This is a genomic window from Sorangium sp. So ce176, assembly GCF_051519835.1.
Taxonomy (GTDB): Bacteria; Myxococcota_A; Polyangia; order Polyangiales; family Polyangiaceae; genus Sorangium; species Sorangium cellulosum_G.
The window spans coordinates 7060694-7078878 of record NZ_CP150371.1; the positions used below are offsets into that span (position 1 = coordinate 7060694).

Sequence of the window (18185 nt, forward strand, 5' to 3'; positions counted from 1 at the left end):
GAGGTGACAGCACCGCGACGATACTGCACTCAGAACAAGTGAGGTTCCTGTAATGTACACCCAAGAACGCAAAGCCATGGCCGATCTGGTGGCTGGTGGTCCGACGCCGGTGAACAGTTATGACAACAGTATCGTGGCAGCATTGGTCGAGAACCGGCCGATCATGCTCGTCCACGCCTTCAACGGCGGCTACCTGCGGCCCGTCGAGCTGAAGGCGGAGAGCCACGACAAGGGGGTCAAGCTGGCCACCGCGCTCGACCCGGCCACGAAGGAGGCGGAGGGCCACCTCTGGTACATCACTGCCGCCGGCTTCTTCGGGCAGCGGCCGCTGTACGTCATCGAAAGCGCCGCGGGCCAGGCGTCGCCCCAACCCGCCGGTGCGGGCGAAGTCAACGCCGAGCGCGGCGACGAGGGCACGCCCAAGCCGCAGCGAAGGCGCATCACCGTCCACCAGGACGCTCCCCAGAGCGGGGCCGACACCGTCCAGGTCGGCCTGATCGACAAGGTCGGCGAGAAGTGGCGCGGGAAGAACGATGCGCCCGAGGACACCCAGCTATGGGTCGCCACGGTGACGCCGTGGGGCGGTATCACCTTCGTGCCGATCACCCACCCCGACTCCATCCTCGGGTTTAAGGACCAGGCGGTGACGGCCGACAGTGAGGTGCGCGTCACCCCTAACTGGGGTGGGGACTTCACCGGGACGGTAATCAACACGTTCTACCCGCGGCTGCCCAACGAGTGGGGCGTCCCGTACCACCACGTCTTCACGTGATCCGCGGCCACGAGCTGAAGGTGAACGCCGAAGGCCCCTACCGGCGCACTCCCCAACTCGCCGCCATCCACCTGGACGTCAGCCACGCCGAGCGCAGCAAGGCGGCGCCTCGGCAGGCAACCGAACCATAGCGGCGCGCGTGCCAAGTTCCGCACCGGATCTAAGTTCTCCCGTAGCTGTCTGCTCCGGAGCCTACCATTGACTCTTGGTCTATTGACAATGCGATGAGGGTGATGCAGCCGCCTGCCAGTGGGAGGAGGCGGCCAAGTGGGGCCGTTCAGTGGTGGGGACGATCACGGCGGTCGCGGCGGGCTCGTCCACGCAATGGCGCCACTCGGTCGAGAGCTGCGAGAGCTCGCGCTCCCGCCCCACGCAGGGCGTCGCCTTTCCGAGGAGCCTGGGGACGGCGACCGGCTCCTCCCTGGGGCCGCGAAGCCAGCATCCCTCGGGCTCCTGCGTCGTGTCGAAGCGGCTGGCGAGCAGGCCCGCCGTCGCGCTGTCGAGCAGGATGCCCGACCCCGACGCCCGGCCTCGCTGCGGGAAGAGCTGCACGACGCGATCGAGCAGCGCGCCGACAGGCAGCCTCCCTGCGACCTCTGCCAGCCCCATCGCGATGGACATGGGCACATCCCCGAGCTCTGCGCGGAGGGCGAACGCGCAATGGGCCGCGCGGGCGGCGAGATCCGTCGGGGATTCGGCGCCGGACAGCGCGATGAGCAGCCATTGCGACCGCAGGAGCTCGAGGCGCCCGCCGTGGCGCCCCGCGATCCGGCGCAGCGCCTCCGCGTCCGGGCGCGGCGGCTCCGTCCCCGAGCCGCCCTCGTTCTCCGTGAGCGTGGCCGCCGCCGCGCGGCCGTCTAGACGTCCCCCATCCCGCCGGATCCGGCGAGCCGCTCGATCTCGAACCGATCCTCGATGACGTCAGGAGCGCACATCGCTGCCTTTGTGGACTCCGGGCGCCCAGCCCATTTGCTGGCTTTCGCCCGCGTTGCGCTTCAGCAGCTTCGCGGGCGCAAGCGGCAGCTCATGAGCTGTTTCATCGGCAATTGCCGGGCCCCTACGCCTGCCCGCGCGCGCCGGAAAATTGACAGGGAGACAGGGAGACGGGGAGACGGGGAGACAGGGAGGAAGATCCAGGAACACTCCCTGTTTCCTTGCCTCCCTGTTCACTTTTCCCGCTGAAAAGGGCCGCAACAAGGAGGGGATTCCTCAGGTGCCGGAGCCGATCGGCATGAGCCCTGCGAACCCCCGTGGAGGGCCTCTACTCCTCCGTGGCCGCCGCAGCCCCCGCCCCCGCAGCCGCCGCAGCCCCCGCCCCTGCCGGCTCGACCTCGCAGCGCACGACCACGACCTCGCCGTCCGCGAGCTCCGGCCGCTCCACGAGCTCGTGCGCGCTCGCCCGCACCGACGTGAGCACGTCCCCCAGCGCCGGCCGCAGCCGCGCCAGCGTCGCGGCGTTCGCCCCCAGCGCGAGGTCCGCCACGACGCGCCCCACGCTCGCGCCGAGCTCGCTCTTCCGCTTGTTGACCGCCGCCATCGCCGCCGCCGCGAGATCCAGCAGCGCCGGATCCGCCGGCGCCGCCACCTCCGCGAAGTCCGCCGCCGACGGCCACGGCGCCCGGTGGATCGACGGCTGCCCGGTCTCGTCCGCGTACACCCAGCGCCAGACCTCGTCGGTGATGTACGGGAGCATCGGCGCGAACAGCCGCAGCACCACCGAGAGCCCGAGCCGCAGCGCCGCCACCGCCGAGCCGCGCGCCGCCTCGCCGGAGCCGGCTTCACCCCGCGAGCGCGCCTTGGTGAGCTCCAGGTAGGCGTCGGTGAACCAGCGCCAGAAGAAATCCTCCGTGCGCTCGAGCGCCGCCGCGAACTCGTGCTCATCGAACGAGCGCGTCGCGTCCGCGACGACAGCCGCGAGCTTGTGCGCGAACGCCCGGTCGAGCTCCTCCGAGATCGGATGGACCTCCGCCGACTGGCTGAGCACGTACTTGCTCGCATTCCAGATCTTCGTGACGAGGCGCTTGCCGATCTTGAGCACCTTCTCGTCGAACGCCGTGTCCGTGCCGAGCCGCGCGCTCGCCGACCAGTAGCGGACAGCATCGGAAGAATACGTGTCCAGCAGGTGCATGGGCGTCACGACATTGCCCTTGCTCTTCGACATCTTCTTGCGATCGGGATCGAGGATCCACCCCGAGATCGCGACGTGGTGCCACGGCACCGACGACTCGTGCAGCATCGCCTTGGCGATCGTGTAGAACGCCCACGTCCTGATGATGTCGTGCGCCTGCGGCCGCAGATCGGCCGGGAACAGCCGCGCGTGGCGCTCGGCGTCGAGCCCCCAGTGCGAGCTGATCTGCGGCGTCAGCGAGCTCGTGAACCACGTGTCGAACACGTCGCTCTCCGCCGTGAAGCCGCCCGGCTGATCGCGCTGCGACGCCTCGTACCCGGACGGCACGTCGACCGTCGGGTCGACAGGGAGCATCTCGCGGGTCGCGAGCAGCGGCCGGCTGTGGTCGGGGTTGCCCTCGGCGTCGAGCGGGTACCAGACAGGGAACTGCACGCCGAAATAACGCTGGCGGCTGATGCACCAGTCGCCCTGGAGGCCCTCGGTCCAGTTGCGGAACCGGAGGCGCATGTAGTCCGGGTGCCACGCGATCTTGTCGCCGTACTCGAGGAGCTCGGCCTTCTTGTCGGCGAGCCGCACGAACCACTGCCGCGTGGGCACGAACTCGAGCGGCTGGTCGCCCTTCTCGAAGAACTTCACCGCGCGCTCGATCGGCTTCGGCTCGCCGCGGAGCGCCGGGCCACGGCCGGGCGCCGCCGCGTGCTCCTCGCGGCGGAGCAGCTCGACCACCGCCGCGCGCGCCTGCTTCACGCCCTTGCCCTGGAGCGGCGCGTAGGCGGCGTTCGCGGCGGCCGGGTCGCGGCTCTCGAAGGCGCCCTCGCCGAACGTCACCGGGACGACCCGGCCGTTCTTGCCGAGCATCTGCCGGAGCGGGAGCTTCTGCTCCCGCCACCAGATCACGTCCGTCGCGTCGCCGAACGTGCAGACCATCAGGATGCCCGTCCCCTTCTCGCGATCGACAAGCGGGCTCGGGAAGATCGGCACCGGCGCGCGGAAGATCGGCGTGAGCGCCGTCTTGCCGAAGAGGTGCTGGTACCGCGGATCCTCCGGGTGCGCCGTGACGCCGACGCAGGCAGCGAGCAGCTCCGGGCGCGTCGTGGCGATGATGAGCTCCTCGCTCGCCCCCTCCACCGCGAACGCGATGTCGTGGAACGCGCCGGACTGCTGGCGATCCTCGACCTCGGCCTGGGCGACAGCGGTCTGGAAATCGACGTCCCACATCGTGGGCGCGAAGACCGAGTAGAGGTGGCCCTTCTCGTGGAGATCCAGGAACGAGAGCTGCGCCGTCCGGCGGCAGTGATCGTCGATCGTGGCGTACTCGTGCTGCCAGTCGACCGAGAGGCCCACCCGGCGGAAGAGCGCCTTGAACACCTGCTCGTCCTCGCGCGTGACCTTGTGGCAGAGCTCGATGAAGTTCGGCCGCGAGACGATGCGCGGCGGGTCCTTCTTCATCGCCTCCGGCGTCGCCTGCGACAGCGCGAGGCCGCGCTCGTACGGCGTGCGCACGTCCGTGCGGACGTGGAAGTAGTTCTGCACGCGCCGCTCGGTGGGCAGGCCGTTGTCGTCCCAGCCCATCGGGTAGAAGATGTTGAGCCCGCGCATGCGGCGCTGCCGGACGACGACGTCCGTGTGCGTGTAGCTGAAGACGTGGCCGATGTGCAGCGAGCCCGAGGCCGTCGGCGGGGGCGTGTCGACGACGAAGGTCTCCTCGCGGGGGCGCGACGGGTCGTAACTGTACGTCCCCTCGGCCTCCCACGCCTCGGCCAGGCGCTGCTCGGCGACAGGCGAGTCGAAGTGCTTCGGGAGCGTCGCGGGATCGATGGTGCGGAACGTCTTCTTGGTCGTCACGTGGTCACCTGCAGAACGGACCCCGCAGGAACCGCCCGCGGGGTCGCACATCCTACGTCGTACCCAGGGTGCCGCTCAAGGCGCGGCGCGCCGTTGCTCGGCGATCCACGCCGCGCGCCACGCCACGCCGCGCGCCACGCCGCGCGCGCGGCCGCGCCCGGCGGCTCAGTCGTAGCGCTCGACGTGGACGTGCTTGCGGGGGACGCCGAGCTCGCCGCGGGCGAGCTCGCGCACGGTCGAGACCATCCGATCGAGGCCGCAGATGTACACGTGCGGGGCCGGGTCGCCGCTCGCCGCCGCGAGCTCGCGGTAGAGCTCGGGCACGTGCGCCTGCACGTAGCCGCGGCGGCCGGCCCAGGACGGGCCGCCGCGCGACAGCGTGATCTCGTGGCGGATCCGATCGGAGCCGCGCGCGAGCGCCTCGAGCTCGTCGCGGTAGATGACGTCCTCCTCGAAGCGCGCGCCGAACAGGATCCACAGGTGGGGCGCCGCGAGCCCCGCGCGCAGCGAGGCGTGCAGCATGCTCCGGAGCGGCGTGACGCCGGTGCCGGTGGCGACGAACAGGGAAGGCGCGGGATCCGCGGGATCCCGGGTGAAGAGCCCGTGCGGCCCGACGGCGCGGAGCGCGGCGCCGGGCTCGAGCCGGTGCAGGAACTCCGAGCCGGCCCCGCCCTCGACGCGCGTGACCGCCAGATCGAAGCGCGGCGAGCCGCCGGGGGCGGAGGCGATCGAGTAGGCGCGCTTCACCTCGCCGCCCGGAAGCGGGAGGACGAGGTTGACCCACTGCCCGGCCTCGAACTGGAACGCCTGCCCGTCGGCGCGCTCGAACGAGAGCTCGCGCACGAGGGCGCTGAGAGGCCGGGCGGCGACGAGGCGGGCTTCGAACGGTTCGGCGTGGATCATGTCGGGGGCTTCTGCGGGCTCGGGCAGCGCGGCCGCGGGGCCGCGCCGCCGGTGAGGTCTTACCGCAGCCTTCGCCCCGGCCCAAACACGATCCGAGCCGGCACGGCCGCGCCGGGGGCGACGCGGACTCGCGGAAGTCTCGGCCTTCCGGCTCGACACCGCCGGAGCGCGCGGCCGGGCCGTCGCTCCGGCGGCGCGAGCGCGGCCGACGGCCCGGGAGCTACCGCTGCACGCCCATGCGGCGGCGCTGCGGGATGTTCACCGCCGGCCGCGAGCGATCCACGTTGGGGAGCCTGGCCGGCGGGCGGGGCTCCCTGTCCATGGGCTTCTGCGCGGGCAGCGGCCCTTTTGGCGGCGGGCGCCGCACGGGCGTCCTGGCCGAGCCGAGCTCCAGGTGACCGTCGGGGAAAGGGGCTCGTCGTTGCATGGAATCCTCCATTCGATCGCTCGTCTCCGTCATCACCACGGCAGGAAGAACACCCAGCGAAACCATCGAAGAAACGGCTCTCATACATCCTCCATTCGTCGCATGACCCCGGATTGCAGGCAGACCGATGCAGCGATGGACGTCGACGCAGGAGGCCTCTCCCACGTCGCCCGACTGGCGCTCTCTCGACGCACCTCGGCCCTGCGTCGGGACGGGACGGTCCGGCGCGCCACACGCCCTCTGCCGAGGCGCCTCAGCGCCGCGACGTCAGGAGAGATGGCGAGTCGGCCCGCCGCGCCACGAACCCTCGGGCCCAGCGCGTCGAGCGAGCGGCCAGCGGTCGAGGGGCGACCACCAGGAGCTCAGTGACGTCCAGGTCAATGAGCTCCAGCGCCTCGGACTCGTTCGCTTGTCGGCCCCGCTCCGTCCCCGCAGCGCACGACGCTGCGCTCGCGCGGGGTTCCGCGGTCGCCGTCGTGGCTGCTCGCGCGCGGCAGCAGGGGACGCCGTGCCAACCTGGGCAACAGGCGCTCAACCCTGATCGGGCCGCGTGACGGAGCGGTTGTGTTAGCGCTCGATTTCCATGGTCGACGCGGGCGACGCGTCGGCAGGAACACTAGCACTCAGCCGGGAGCTTGCACAGTATTTTTGTGTCGGTCTTGTCGGTGGAGCAGGGCTGTCGTCCTGCTGGCCTCGCGGCGACGCACGGCCGCGCGCCGTGCGGGAGACCTGACGGCCGAGCTCGATGAGCTGGAAACACCGGCGATCACGGCGGTATGGGAGCGCGTCAACGGGTGGTGAGCGCGCTCCTGGGGCGCCGCTGTCAGAACGCGACGCGCAGCCCGAGGCTCAGGGGGCCCGCGCCGGGCGACGCGGCGACGGCGCCCGGGCCGACGAGGAGGCGCGCGGCGACAGGCCCGCTCGACTCGAGGTCTTTCCGCACCCGCCTCTTGCCGATCACGTAGAGCGGCAGGCCGACGCCGAGCCCGGCCACGCCCCCGGCCGCCGTGACGAGCGCCGCCGTGTACCGGCCGCGGGCGTCCGCGCCCGTGTCGTCGTGGTTCGCGACGACCAGGACCAGGCCGCTGATCAAGGCGACGCCCCCGAGGCCCGAGAGGACGATCCCCGAGACCATCATGAAAGGGCTGTTCCGCTCCGTCGTCCGCTCCTCGAAGTCGCGGTAGGCCCGCCTCGTCGCCTGGAGGTCCAGCTCGATCCGGCGCAGCTCGTCCTCGGAGCCGCGCGTCGCGGCGGAGCGCGCCTGGCGCTCGAGGGACGTGATGCGCGCCTCGTAGGCAGCGACCGTCTCGTCCCACGTGGCGCCCGGCGGGAGCCCCGGCAGGCCAGGCGGCGCGGGCGGCGGCGGCGGCGCTGTCGCCACGCGCGCCGCGCCTTCCGCCGGCGCCTGCGCGACAGCGGTCGACGCGGGGGCCGCGACGGCGAAGGCCAGCGCCCACGCGACGAGCCGACGGCGCGCCGCCGCCCGGCGAGGCGCAGAGGGCGCGCGCGGAGGGGTGAGACGGGAACGAGCCTGATCCATCAGCGCGGCGTCATACATCAACAGCGCCGGGGGTCAACGCGCGTTGCTCTCGCCATTGCGGAACCAGCGCGATCGTTCCGTCTGGACTTTCCCTCCGTGCCGAGCACGGTAGCGCTGTCGGCCGACGGCGGGAGGCTCTCCATTTGCGTGTTAGCCTGGCTGCGATGCAAAAGGTCCCCACGATCCTCGGCCTTGCCCTGGGCGTCGTGCCCCTCCTCCCCACCCTCGCGTGCAGCGGCACCGACGATGCCAGTTCCAGCGATACGCCGCGAGGGGGCGCGGGGGCGGGGGGCAGCGGAGGCGCGGGCGGGGGCGGCCCAAGGTCGCTGAAGACCCGCATCGCCTTCGGCTCCTGCATGCACCAGGACAAGAGGAAGCCTGTCCTAGAGCTCGCGACGGCGAGCGCGCCCGACCTGTTCGTGTTCCTGGGCGACAACATCTACGGCGACTCCGAGGACATCGCCTTGCTGCAGGCGAAATACGACAAGCTCGCGGCGTCCCCCGAGTTCCAGGGCCTCCTCGCGGCCGTCCCCGTCATCGCCACCTGGGACGACCACGACTACGGCGCCAACGACGCCGGCAAGGAGTTCCCCCAGAAGGCCGCCACGAAGGCCCTCTTCCTCGATTTCTGGGGAGAGCCCGCGGGCTCGCCGCGGCGCACGCGCGAGGGGATCTACACCTCGTACCTCCGCGAGGAGCCCGGCGGCACCGTCCAGATCATCCTCCTCGACACCCGCTGGTTCCGCGATCCGCTCGACGCGAACAGCGATCCGACGAGATACAAGCACGATTATCAGCCGACAGCGGATACGTCCCGGACCCTGCTCGGAGACGCCCAGTGGGCCTGGCTCGAGGGCGAGCTGGAGAAGCCCGCGGACGTGCGCATCATCGGGACGAGCACGCAGTTCGGCCATGAATACAACGGCTACGAGTCGTGGACCAACATGCCCCATGAACGCCAGCGGATGGTGGATCTGATCAAGAAAACGCGCGCGGAGGCGACCCTCTTCATCAGCGGCGACGTCCACTGGGGCGAGCTCTCCCGGCTCGAGACCGACGGCGGCTATCCCCTCTACGACCTCACCTCCAGCGGCATCACCGAGACGTGGCCGGAGATCGAGGCGAACGCGAACCGGGTGGGCTCGCCCGTCGCGGAGAACAACTACGGCTTCGTGGAGATCACCTGGGGAGAGACGGACCACGCGCTCTCCCTCGGCCTGATCGACGTCGCCGGCGCGACGCGCGTGGAGCACGAGGTGAGCACGAGCGCGCTGCGGTTCTGACGGACGGCGCGCGAGCGGGCCTCTGCGGCGGCGCGCCCGCGCCCGGCGCTCCGCCTACTCGGTCACGCCGTCGCCGTCCGTCGCGTCGTCGGGGGCCTTCGCGGGCGGCGACGCGCTCGCGTCCTCCAGGCGGTACACGAGGATGTGGTGATCGACGACGGCCTCGCGCACCGCGCCGTCGCGGAGCGCCGCGCACGGCTTCCGGCGTCGGACGTCGACTGTCGCGTGGATCGCCACCCAGGCGGGGCGGGGCAGATCCCGATTGCAGCGGAGCCTCCGGTGCCGGACGCCCGCCCGTGAGAGCTCCGCGGAGGCCCAGTCGCCGTAAGGCTCGTAGTACACGGGCGACGCGTCGCGCTCGCGCAGGGCCTCGCCGAGGCTCGCGATGTCCTGACCCCAGTCCTCTCCCACCATGCTGACCCAGTGTCCGGCGCGCGCGCCCACGAGCCAGTTGAAATGGCTGAGGTGGTGGGGCGTGGCCGCCACCGCCTCCACGGCCACGAGGCCCGCGGCCCCCGCCGCCGCGAACCTGGCGAGCCTCGCGGGGACGCGCGCCGCCGCCCGCCGGGGGCGGAGCGCGAGCCACGCGCCGCCGCGCGCCGCCACCATCGCGAGGAACGGCACCACGGGCAGGACGTGCCGCACGCCCAGGTTGATCTGCGACCTCACCGCGAGCACCATGAAGAGCGCCGGAGCGGTCGCGAGGGCCACCGTCCGCAGGCGAGGCCAGCGCCGGCGCACGCGGAGGAGCGACGCGCCGACCCCGAGCAAGAACAGGAATCCAACAGGGCTCTTCAGGACGAGCAGGACAGGGAAGTACGCGGGCGAGGGGCCGTTCAGGCCGCCGAAGAAGTAGTTGCCGTGGTTCGACGTGGTGTGGGCGGCGGCGGAGAACGTCCCGAAGACATAGGTGTAGGGCAGCGGCACGCGCAAGCCGCCCGGGAGCGCCTGGAGCAGCGCCGATCGGTCGAGCAGGTTGCCCTTCTGCTTGCTGCTGAGCCAGTGCACCGGCTCGGGCTCCGCGAGGATGCGGTCGACGGTCCAGCCCGTCCGCTGGAAGCCGTACGACACGTTGATCATCAGGAGCACGACAGCGAGGACGACGGCGGCGTCGCGCGCGAGCCCGCCGGCGACGCGCGGCCAGGAGAGACCGGAGAACCGGCCGGCCCGCCGGAGGGCCGCGTACAGCGCGACAAGCGCGAAGGCGGGCGGGAGTATCAGCGCGCTGAACTTGGTGACCATCGCGGCGCCGAGCGCGAGCGCGGCCGTCACGAGCCGCAGCGGCCTGCCGCCCGTGAGGTAGCTCTGCCATTCGCACACGGCGATCACGAAGGCGACGGCGATCGGCAGATCGGTCGTCGTCAGGTGGCCGTGCGCGAGCACCATGGGGTGCAGCGCGTACAGGCCGAGCACGAGGAGCGCGCGCGTCGCACCGTGCCGGAGCGAGCGGGCGTAGAGGTAGACGCCGAGCAGCAGCGCGAGCGCCGCCGTGACCGCGCGCCCGCGCAGCATGTCCGAGCGCGCGCGCTCGTAGCTCTTTGCCCCGTACCCGCGCGCCACCTCCACGAGATCGGACTGCTCCCACCCGCGGAGCCCGGAGAGATCCACCGCTGCCCCGCGCGCAGCGCCCGGCGCGGCCTGCAGGGCGTTCGCGAGCGGCGGGTGGGCGAACGAGAGGCGGCTGTCCCCCTCCCACCACAGCGCGAGCCCGCGCGTCGTGTGGAACGGCTCATCGTACGTCGGAGAGTCGCGCGCGATGTCGACCGCCATGAGGGTCGCCGCCAGCGCGAGGATCCCGGCCGCGACGGCGTGCGCCGCGCGGCGGGAGATGCGCGGCCAGCGGCGCTCAGGCGGCGTGGCCGCGGGCTCGGGCGAGGCAGGTGTGGCGGTCATGGGGGCGTGCGGCCGCGGAATCTAGTTGCACGCCCCCCGTTTCACAACGAGATCGTCGCGCGCACGCCCGCGCGGCGCGCCGGGTCGCCTCCGGCCTCCTCGCCTGACGGAGCCCGGGAAGAGCTCGGGCGACGAGACGGCCGATGCCGGCGCGGCGCAGGCGGGAGAGCTCGCCCTCTAGCGATCTTCGGCGCCCTCGGTCACGTCGATGCCCCGCAGCGCCTGCTGGGCGATGCTCAGGAAATCGGTCTCGGTGATGATCCCGACGAGCTGCTCCTGGTCGCCGACCACGGGCAGACAGCCGATCTTGTGATCGAGCAGCATCTGGGCTGCGTCGGCGGCCGGGGTCGTCGATCGGACGGTGCGGACACGCCGGGTCATGATCGACGCGATCGGAATGGGCTGGCCGCCGAGGCTGCTCACGTGGCGGAGCAGGTCGCGATCCGAGACGATCCCGACGACGCGCCCCTTCGCGTCGACGACGGGAAGATGCCGGATCTCCGCGAGCTTCATCTCGAGGTTCGCGGCGCTGATCGTGTCGGCCTCCTTCAGCGTGATGACCGCCGTGCTCATGTAATCCTCGACCATGCGATTCTTCGTGAGCTTCATCGAACGGACTCCTTGCGCCCTCGGCGCGCATGAGCACGCCTGCCGTCGCTGCGAGCTCCTCGCCACTGCACCCGCCCGACGGAGCATGCAAGAGGCCGACCAGCGCGCGCCCGCGGCCCGCAGGCCCTGAGCCGTCGGGGCCGTGCAAGGCCTGCGGGCGCGGTGAAATTGCTGCGCTCCACGCGCCTCACCGGGCGCGCCGTCCGCCGGCGCGCAGGGGCCGCCGCCTCGCCATGGCCGGCGAGGGAGCAGAGCCGTCGAGGCTAGTCGATCCGGAACCGGAAGAGGGCCGGCTGCGCCGTGCCCTGCTGCGACGCCTCCACGTAGTTGGCCGGCGAGTGGTCGCCCCAGGAGAAGGGCACCGGGATCCACCGGATGATCGGCAGTTGCTGCTTGATCCAGGCGAAGATGCCGACCGACGCGCTCACGAGGAACGTGCGCGTCTGGCCCGCGGCCTTGCTCTCGTACGTCCACCCCTCCCCCTTCGAGCGGTACGCCCTCCCGAAGTGCGCGAAGCGGCCCGTCGAGAGCGGCGGCAGGCGAGGCACGATGTCGTTCGCGTAGACGAAGCGGAAGCACCTGTCGCCGAAGAGATCTTCGGCCCTGGACGCGAAGGCCGCGTCGCCGACCATGGGCTGCCCGAAGGTGTAGACCCCGCGCAGGAGCCGCCGGATCTCGCCGTATTTGTTGTCCGTGAACAGGCGCGCGGCGGCGAGCGCCGCCATCGCTGCGCCAAGGCTGTGTCCGGTGATGTAGAGCGCCTCCAGCTTGCCCGGAGCCTCCGGCGCTGGCCCGCCGTCCGCGCTCGACCTGACGGCGGTACACGGGGAGTCCGCGGTGCCTGGGAGCACATCATGGATGTTCTCGCCGCGCAGCGCCGCGTGGAAATGCCTGTCGATCATATCCCACATCACGTCGACGTTGCGCGCGAAGCCGCCGTGGACGCGCCCGAGCGCGTGGAATCGCTGGGACGCGACGCTTGCGTCCGTGAGCCAGTTGAAGATGTTCCCCGGCTCGGTCCCCTTGACGCACAGGATGAGCAGGCGCCTGCACCTGCTCTGGATGAAGCACACGTCGCTCGCCAGGAAGAGCGCGTTGTTCTCCACGCTGACCCGCACGAAATTCCATTCGCCGTAGACACACAGCGCCTTCCTCAGCGTGTCCGGATCCGAGTACATCCACGCCGACGCCAGGGACAGGATCAGCGTCGCATCGCTGTCCGGCTCACGCGTCGCGGGATCTACCCGCAAGAGCCGCTGGATCGTGCCTCGCTCGGCGGATGTGTCGCCGAGCGCGTCCGCCCCAGAGGCCGCCGGCGGGACCAGGACGTCCAGAGGCGGCGTAGCAACGATGGAATCCGTCATGAGTCCTCCCCTCATCAAGCTGCCTGGCATGCCCGGACGCCTCCTCGTGCGGGCCGGACGGGCAGGCCTCATGGCGCGAGCCCTGAGCGCGCTCTCGACAGGTCTACCGCCGGCGAGCGCCCGGTGCCAGAGCGCGACCTGCGCCCGCCGCGGCGCGTGCCGACAAGCAGGGCGTATGGGCGACATGGATGAACCCGCCCCGCGACCGTGTTGAACGGAGCGCCTCGCTGCCCTCGACGACAGCCCGCCATCGCTGCGCCGCGGGGCTGCCCCACACGGCGCAAGCCTGGTGCGGCGTCCCGACGCGTGCCGCCGTCGAGAACAGCATCAGGCCTCCCGTCCGCCGGCTCAGGCGTGCTTCGCCGAGGGCGGCGGCACGAAGCCCTTCCAGACCTTGAAGCCCCCGTCCTTCAGGCTCTCCACCATTGCATCGTCGATGCCGGCCACCTGCTTGAGCTCCTCCCAGCTGCTGAATCCCCCGAGCTGCTCGCGCTTCTCGACGATCCTCCGCGCGCACTCCTCGCTCACCTGGAGCGCCTGCTGCAGCTCCTCCGCGCTCGCCTTGTTGATGTCGATCGTCTCCGCCATGGGTCCCCCCTCGTGCCAGGTACCGTCGCGGCCCCGCCGCGCCGAGAGCAGCCTTGTGCAGCGCGCCCGCGGTGGGGAGTGGCGCCGCTGCGCCGAGCTGCGGGGCCGACCCGAGCCGCCGAGCAACGTCGTCAGGGGCCGTCGACGAGGACAGTGGCACAGGAACTCGACTGTACTGGAATTCGACACGGTACCGTGTCGGCCTCCTTCGGCGAGCTTCACAAAAATCAGGCAGGGACAAAATAATCCGAAGGGCGAGCGCCATGGCGGCATCCACGAGGCGTCGGCTGATGAGGCCGGCGCAGCGAGCACGCGTGTCGCGTGCTTCCAGGAGGTTTCATGGTCTCTGGCCCATCTTGCTCCCCATCGACGTCGCGCTCGCGAAGCGAGGCTCTCTCCGCCAGGACGTGGCGGAGGGCGCGCCGCGCCGCGCTCCTCTCGCTCGCGATCCCCACGGTCTCCTGCGCGGCGAGCGATCCGATGGACGGCGCACACGACGACGTCGTCGAGGCGGTCGGCGCGGACGCGCAGGCGCTCACGTTCCCGATCGACCCCCGCAAGTCGCTCATCGTCACGGACACGGACATCGTGTCCGGGTTCACGCTGGAGGGCGTGCTGCAGCAGCTCGTCGATCAGGCGAACGTCCCGGGTCTCACGCCGGAGCTGATGTTCCGTCAGATGTTCGACACGTACCGGAAGGCCAGCGAAGGGTTCGCCCTCGGCCCGCACTGCGATGACGTCGTGCTCCCCGATTTCCCCGCGACGATGGACGGCATCTTCACGGAGCGCTTCGACGGGTCCATCAACGGATTCCCTGTCGTCTGCAGCCGCGCCGTCGGGCAAGACGCCGCCAGCGACCCGTTCCCCGCGCCGCCGGGCGAGTCGCTCTACATGGCCACGACGCTCGTGAACCGCTTCGATCTCGCGAGCCCGCTGGGCTCGGACTGCGGCGAGTACCGCGTCGTGTTCGCGCGGCGGGGCGGGGACGCCCAGACGAACGGCGGCATGCGCAGCTTCATCATCTTCGAGTCCAGGCTGCCCAACCCGAACCCCGGCCAGGGCCGGCAAGGCTGCAGCCCTATCGTCGAGTTCTGGCGCGGGCTGTCGGATCCTGACATGAGCGCCCAGGAACGCGCCGACGCGCTGCAGAGCTTCTATTTCGACGGCCTGCCCGGGTTCTCGCCCGTCTTCCACATCGACCGCTTCGCCGCGGGCGGCGGGCAGATCCGCGTCAACGACTTCCTGCGGCCGCCCCCCTTCGCGCAGGACGACTGGTCGCTCCGGGAGTTCAAGCTCTCGCACCAGTGCGCCGGCGGAGGTTGCCAGTTGCTGGCGGTGCCGACCCACGTCGACGACAACCCCTCCGCGCTGCTCTTCGACCCCGCCTCGACCGACCCCCGAGCGGCGAGCTTCCAGTCGTGGTTCGTCAACAACGCTGTGGAGGCGCTCGCCTCCGCTGGGGACATCAACCGGTTCGACTACCCGACGCTCGTGCCAGCCACCTACGGCGCCGGGGAGGCCCTCCTCATCGTCGATCAGAACAACTACCGGCTCGCGCTCGGCACCGGGCAGTCGACCTTCAGGACCGGGATCCAGCAGAAGCTCACCGCCATCGGCAGCCCGCTGACGCCGGATCAGCTCCTCGCGCGCGCCCAGACGATCTCTTGCTCGGGGTGCCACCTCGTCAAGGAAGACAGCGCCGGCGGGAACAACGACGTCGGCCTCTCCTCGCCGATCCCCTCCAACAACTTCCTGTTCACGCACACCTCCGAGCAGACAGAGGACATCCCCGGGGAGCCCGGCAGGAAGCGATTCCAGATCTCGAACCTGCTCACCGACGAGTTCCTCCCGTACCGCGAGCAGGTGATGAGCGACTTCCTCTCCGGCAATCCGGTCCTCGGGTTCGAGCGGTCGGGCCTGTGGACGTCCTCCCAGGCTCCGCTCTCGCTCGTGACGGGCTGGGTGACCGAGGGGATCCGGGCGCTCCGGATCGGGACGCCGAACGCGTGGAATCAGATCAAGAGCGCGCCGTTCAGCGCCGCGGGCCTCGCGCCCGTGGGCAACAAGCTGAAGCTCGACTTCTTCACGTCGCCCGTCCAGCCCAACCCCTCCTGGCTGGGGGCCGTCGCGGTGCAGATCTCGATCCCGTCCGCCGGCATCCACAACCAGTTCGTCGGGACGACCAACCTGAGCCCCCTCGATCAGAACGCGTTCTCGACCTTCACGTACACGCTCGCCGCGCCCACCGTGACCGCGTTGAACGCGTCGCCGAGCGACGTGTCGCTGACGATCGAGCTCAACGTGAACGCCGGCTCAGGGCCCTACTTCGTGGACAACCTCCGCTTCACGAACTGACACGCGGGCGCCGCGCCCACGCGCGCCCCGGCGCCACGCCCGGCGCGCCGCCCAGGCCGCTCACCCCTCCCGCGGCCTGGGGCGGCGCCGCCTCCCCTCCCCGGCCGGCCGCGCTTCCGCGGCCACGCGGAGCAGCTCCTGGAAGTGCCGCTCCACCGGGCCGAGGTCGATGCCGTCCATGAACGACGTGAACGCGAAGTACGGCAGCAGCGTCTGCCAGGCGCGCAGCCAGCCCGGCAGGTAGCGCGGCCGCTCGAGCGCCCCGGCCGCGCGCAGCTCCGCGAGCACCGCGATGTCGTCGAGCGCGATCCGGCCGCACACGAGCAGCTCCACCTCGTCGCGCAGCCCGCCGCGCAGGACGGCGGCCAGGAAGGCGTAGACCTCGAGCAGCCCGGCCAGGTAGCAGGCGTCCTTGGTGAACGGCGCGCCGCCCTCGCAGAGCCCGCCGCGGCAGACGCGCTGGGCGTCGAAGTAGGCGTCGCGGCGCTCGGCGCCGCGCTCGCGCAGGTAACGGTAGAGATCGACGAAGCTCGCGCCCTGCTCGGCCATGTCCACGAGGCGCACCCGCTCGGCGAGCCGGGTGAGCCGGCCGATGGAGAGCGAGCGGCTGTACATCTCGGCGAAGATGGCGATCCCCTCCTGCGTGCGCGTCGTGCGCGGGCCGCCCGAGCGCAGGAACGGCAGCCTCGGCTGCGCCGCGCCGTTGTGCGCGGTGAGCGCGTGCGTCTCGACCTCGTGGTGCCACAGCCCCTCGGCCTCCCACGACGCGAAGGTGGCCTCCGGCCGGACGCGGACCCGGCTCATGCCGGCCACCACCTTGGCCGTGATCCGCGGGTCGAGCGCGATCTCGATGTCGATGTGCGGCCTCCGCGCGGCGACGCGCGCGGCGAGCTGGTCCCGGAGCGCGCCCGCGTCGAGCGGCTCCTCCTCGGGGTCGCTCGCCTCGTCCCAGCCGTGGACGCGCAGGCGCTCGGTGAGGTGCTCGGCGAGGTCGATGTTCCTGAGCGCGCTCCCGTAGAACCGCGTGCGCGCGCCGCCGTAGAGCTCCCGCGAGCGCTCGGAGAACTCGCGGGTGCCCGCGGCGTCGAGCAGCTCCGCGGCCTGGATCTGCGCGCGCACGTTGTCCCGCAGCCACGCGAGCGCCGGGGCGTCGCCGTCGATCGACCGGAGCAGCTCGCGCAGCTCGGCGATGCGCCGCGCGAGCCCGTCGCGGTCGACGCGGTACTCGACCTCGGGGAGGCGCTCCTCGCCGGAGGCGAAGAAGCGCTCCTCCACCTCGCGGGGCCAGGCGATGTCGTCGAGCAGCCTGAGGGCCTTGCCCTCCGCCAGACGCCCGCCGACCCGATCGATCTGCTCCAGCACGGCGCGGTCGATGCTCATGCACCCCAGGATCGCCCGGACCGCGGGGCGCGGGAAGCGGCTCCGCGCCGGCCGGCGAGCGGGCGACGCGGTCCAGCGGTCGAGGCGCCCGGCTCGGCGAGCGCGTCGAAGCCGCCGGCTTGCTCGTCAACGGTCGTCGGCCTCTCGGTCCTGGAGTAGGCTGCGCGGCCATGGACTCAGCCCTGCTCCGTTTCCTGGATCTCGTGCAGCGCGAGCTCTCGGCCGATGACGCCCTGATCGAGCTCGGCGGCAAGCCCCCCGCCGACCCGCGCGCTGTGTGGTGCGCGCTGCCGAACGGCTCGCGGCTGGTCGCGCGCTTCGCCGAGCCGCCCGGCGAGCCGGCCGAGGTCTCGAGGCGGCTCGAGGAGCTCTCCGCCGCGTTCGCAGGGCTCTCGTCAGGGGGTGGAGCCCAGCGGCCGGCGCACGGCGGGTCGACGCACCGCCTGGACGACGAGCTGGAGGTGCTCGCGCAGCGCGCGGGGGCGCTCGGCGCGGTCGTCGTGGACGACGCCTCCCCGGTGATCTGGGGGACCTCGGAGCCGCGCCGGGACGAGGCGGACGTCGGCTACGCGTTGCTGCTCGCGCAGTGGGCCGACGACGTCGAGCACGCCGGCGTGAACCTGATCGATCTGCTCGAGCTCGACGACCTCGCGCTGGAGCAGACGCTCGCGACAACGTCGCTCGGCCCCGGGGAGCGCGAGACGATCGCCGGCCACCTCCAGAAGATCCGGGAGCGCGGCTCACGCAGCCCGAACGCGTGGCGGCGGCAGGTAGCGATCGCGCGCGCCATCGATCGCGTGCGGGGCCCCGCGGCCTCCGAGGGCGCCGTTCACGGCCGGTTCGTCGGTCAAGACGAGCAGGTGGGCGTGTACGCGCGCTCCTTCGCGAGCATCTACCGCCTGGTCCTCGCCTACCCCGGCCCGTTCTCCGAGCTCCAGGCGGAGGGCGCGGTGCAGCACGCCTTGCCGCAGATCGAGCGGCTCGTGCTCGCGTTGCCCCCGATCGATCCGCGTCCCGGCGCCAAGGTCGTCCGCCTGACGCGCCCGAGCTGAGGACGCGCTCCTCGGCTCGGCCGCCGTGACGCGCGCCCGTGGCGCG

14 protein-coding genes are annotated in these 18185 nt (G+C 71.7%); 4 read left to right on the top strand and 10 right to left on the bottom strand.

Features of this window, described 5'->3' with window-relative positions; genetic code table 11:
• Nucleotides 1-52 precede the first annotated feature (52 nt).
• A complete protein-coding gene (locus WMF42_RS26385; RefSeq protein WP_437685499.1) occupies nucleotides 53-772 on the top strand; it encodes a hypothetical protein in 720 nt (239 codons plus the stop codon).
• 210 nt (nucleotides 773-982) lie between these two features.
• On the opposite strand, the gene WMF42_RS26390 is transcribed toward WMF42_RS26385, so the two are convergent.
• From WMF42_RS26390 to WMF42_RS26410, 5 genes are all read right to left on the bottom strand, one after another.
• Nucleotides 983-1393: a hypothetical protein gene (locus WMF42_RS26390; protein ID WP_437685501.1), complete on the bottom strand. Its 411-nt coding sequence runs from the start codon at nucleotides 1391-1393 to the stop codon at nucleotides 983-985.
• 640 nt (nucleotides 1394-2033) lie between these two features.
• Complete coding sequence (gene valS / locus WMF42_RS26395) at nucleotides 2034-4745, bottom strand: valine--tRNA ligase (RefSeq protein ID WP_437685502.1); 2712 nt, start codon at nucleotides 4743-4745, stop codon at nucleotides 2034-2036.
• A 165-nt stretch (nucleotides 4746-4910) separates the two neighbouring features.
• Nucleotides 4911-5648, bottom strand: a complete 738-nt coding sequence (locus WMF42_RS26400) for a ferredoxin--NADP reductase (RefSeq protein WP_437685503.1) — start codon at nucleotides 5646-5648, stop codon at nucleotides 4911-4913.
• Between the two features lie 220 nt (nucleotides 5649-5868).
• Entirely contained in the window at nucleotides 5869-6075 is a 207-nt protein-coding gene (locus WMF42_RS26405) for a hypothetical protein (protein WP_155798137.1), read from the bottom strand.
• A gap of 823 nt (nucleotides 6076-6898) precedes the next feature.
• A complete protein-coding gene (locus tag WMF42_RS26410; protein ID WP_437685505.1) occupies nucleotides 6899-7615 on the bottom strand; it encodes a hypothetical protein in 717 nt (238 codons plus the stop codon).
• A gap of 164 nt (nucleotides 7616-7779) precedes the next feature.
• Here WMF42_RS26410 and WMF42_RS26415 point away from each other — a divergent pair, with 164 nt between their 5' ends.
• Nucleotides 7780-8898, top strand: a complete 1119-nt coding sequence (locus WMF42_RS26415) for an alkaline phosphatase D family protein (RefSeq protein ID WP_437685506.1) — start codon at nucleotides 7780-7782, stop codon at nucleotides 8896-8898.
• Between the two features lie 54 nt (nucleotides 8899-8952).
• On the opposite strand, the gene WMF42_RS26420 is transcribed toward WMF42_RS26415, so the two are convergent.
• The 4 genes from WMF42_RS26420 to WMF42_RS26435 form a co-directional block, all read right to left on the bottom strand.
• The gene (locus WMF42_RS26420) at nucleotides 8953-10791 is read right to left on the bottom strand and encodes an ArnT family glycosyltransferase (RefSeq protein ID WP_437685508.1); all 1839 of its coding nucleotides are present in this window, start codon (nucleotides 10789-10791) and stop codon (nucleotides 8953-8955) included.
• Between the two features lie 177 nt (nucleotides 10792-10968).
• Nucleotides 10969-11400: a CBS domain-containing protein gene (locus WMF42_RS26425; RefSeq protein WP_437685510.1), complete on the bottom strand. Its 432-nt coding sequence runs from the start codon at nucleotides 11398-11400 to the stop codon at nucleotides 10969-10971.
• A 263-nt stretch (nucleotides 11401-11663) separates the two neighbouring features.
• Nucleotides 11664-12764, bottom strand: a complete 1101-nt coding sequence (locus WMF42_RS26430; RefSeq protein WP_437685512.1) for a lipase family protein — start codon at nucleotides 12762-12764, stop codon at nucleotides 11664-11666.
• 348 nt (nucleotides 12765-13112) lie between these two features.
• Complete coding sequence (locus tag WMF42_RS26435; RefSeq protein ID WP_061606824.1) at nucleotides 13113-13352, bottom strand: ComEA family DNA-binding protein; 240 nt, start codon at nucleotides 13350-13352, stop codon at nucleotides 13113-13115.
• A 480-nt stretch (nucleotides 13353-13832) separates the two neighbouring features.
• Here WMF42_RS26435 and WMF42_RS26440 point away from each other — a divergent pair, with 480 nt between their 5' ends.
• On the top strand, nucleotides 13833-15707 hold the full coding sequence (locus WMF42_RS26440; protein ID WP_437685514.1) for a hypothetical protein: 1875 nt from the start codon (nucleotides 13833-13835) through the stop codon (nucleotides 15705-15707).
• A 60-nt stretch (nucleotides 15708-15767) separates the two neighbouring features.
• On the opposite strand, the gene WMF42_RS26445 is transcribed toward WMF42_RS26440, so the two are convergent.
• Complete coding sequence (locus WMF42_RS26445; RefSeq protein WP_437685516.1) at nucleotides 15768-17087, bottom strand: flavohemoglobin expression-modulating QEGLA motif protein; 1320 nt, start codon at nucleotides 17085-17087, stop codon at nucleotides 15768-15770.
• Nucleotides 17088-17257: 170 nt separating this feature from the next.
• On the opposite strand from WMF42_RS26445, the gene WMF42_RS26450 reads away from it, so the two are divergent.
• A complete protein-coding gene (locus WMF42_RS26450; RefSeq protein WP_061606821.1) occupies nucleotides 17258-18139 on the top strand; it encodes a hypothetical protein in 882 nt (293 codons plus the stop codon).
• The last annotated feature ends 46 nt before the right edge of the window (nucleotides 18140-18185 follow it).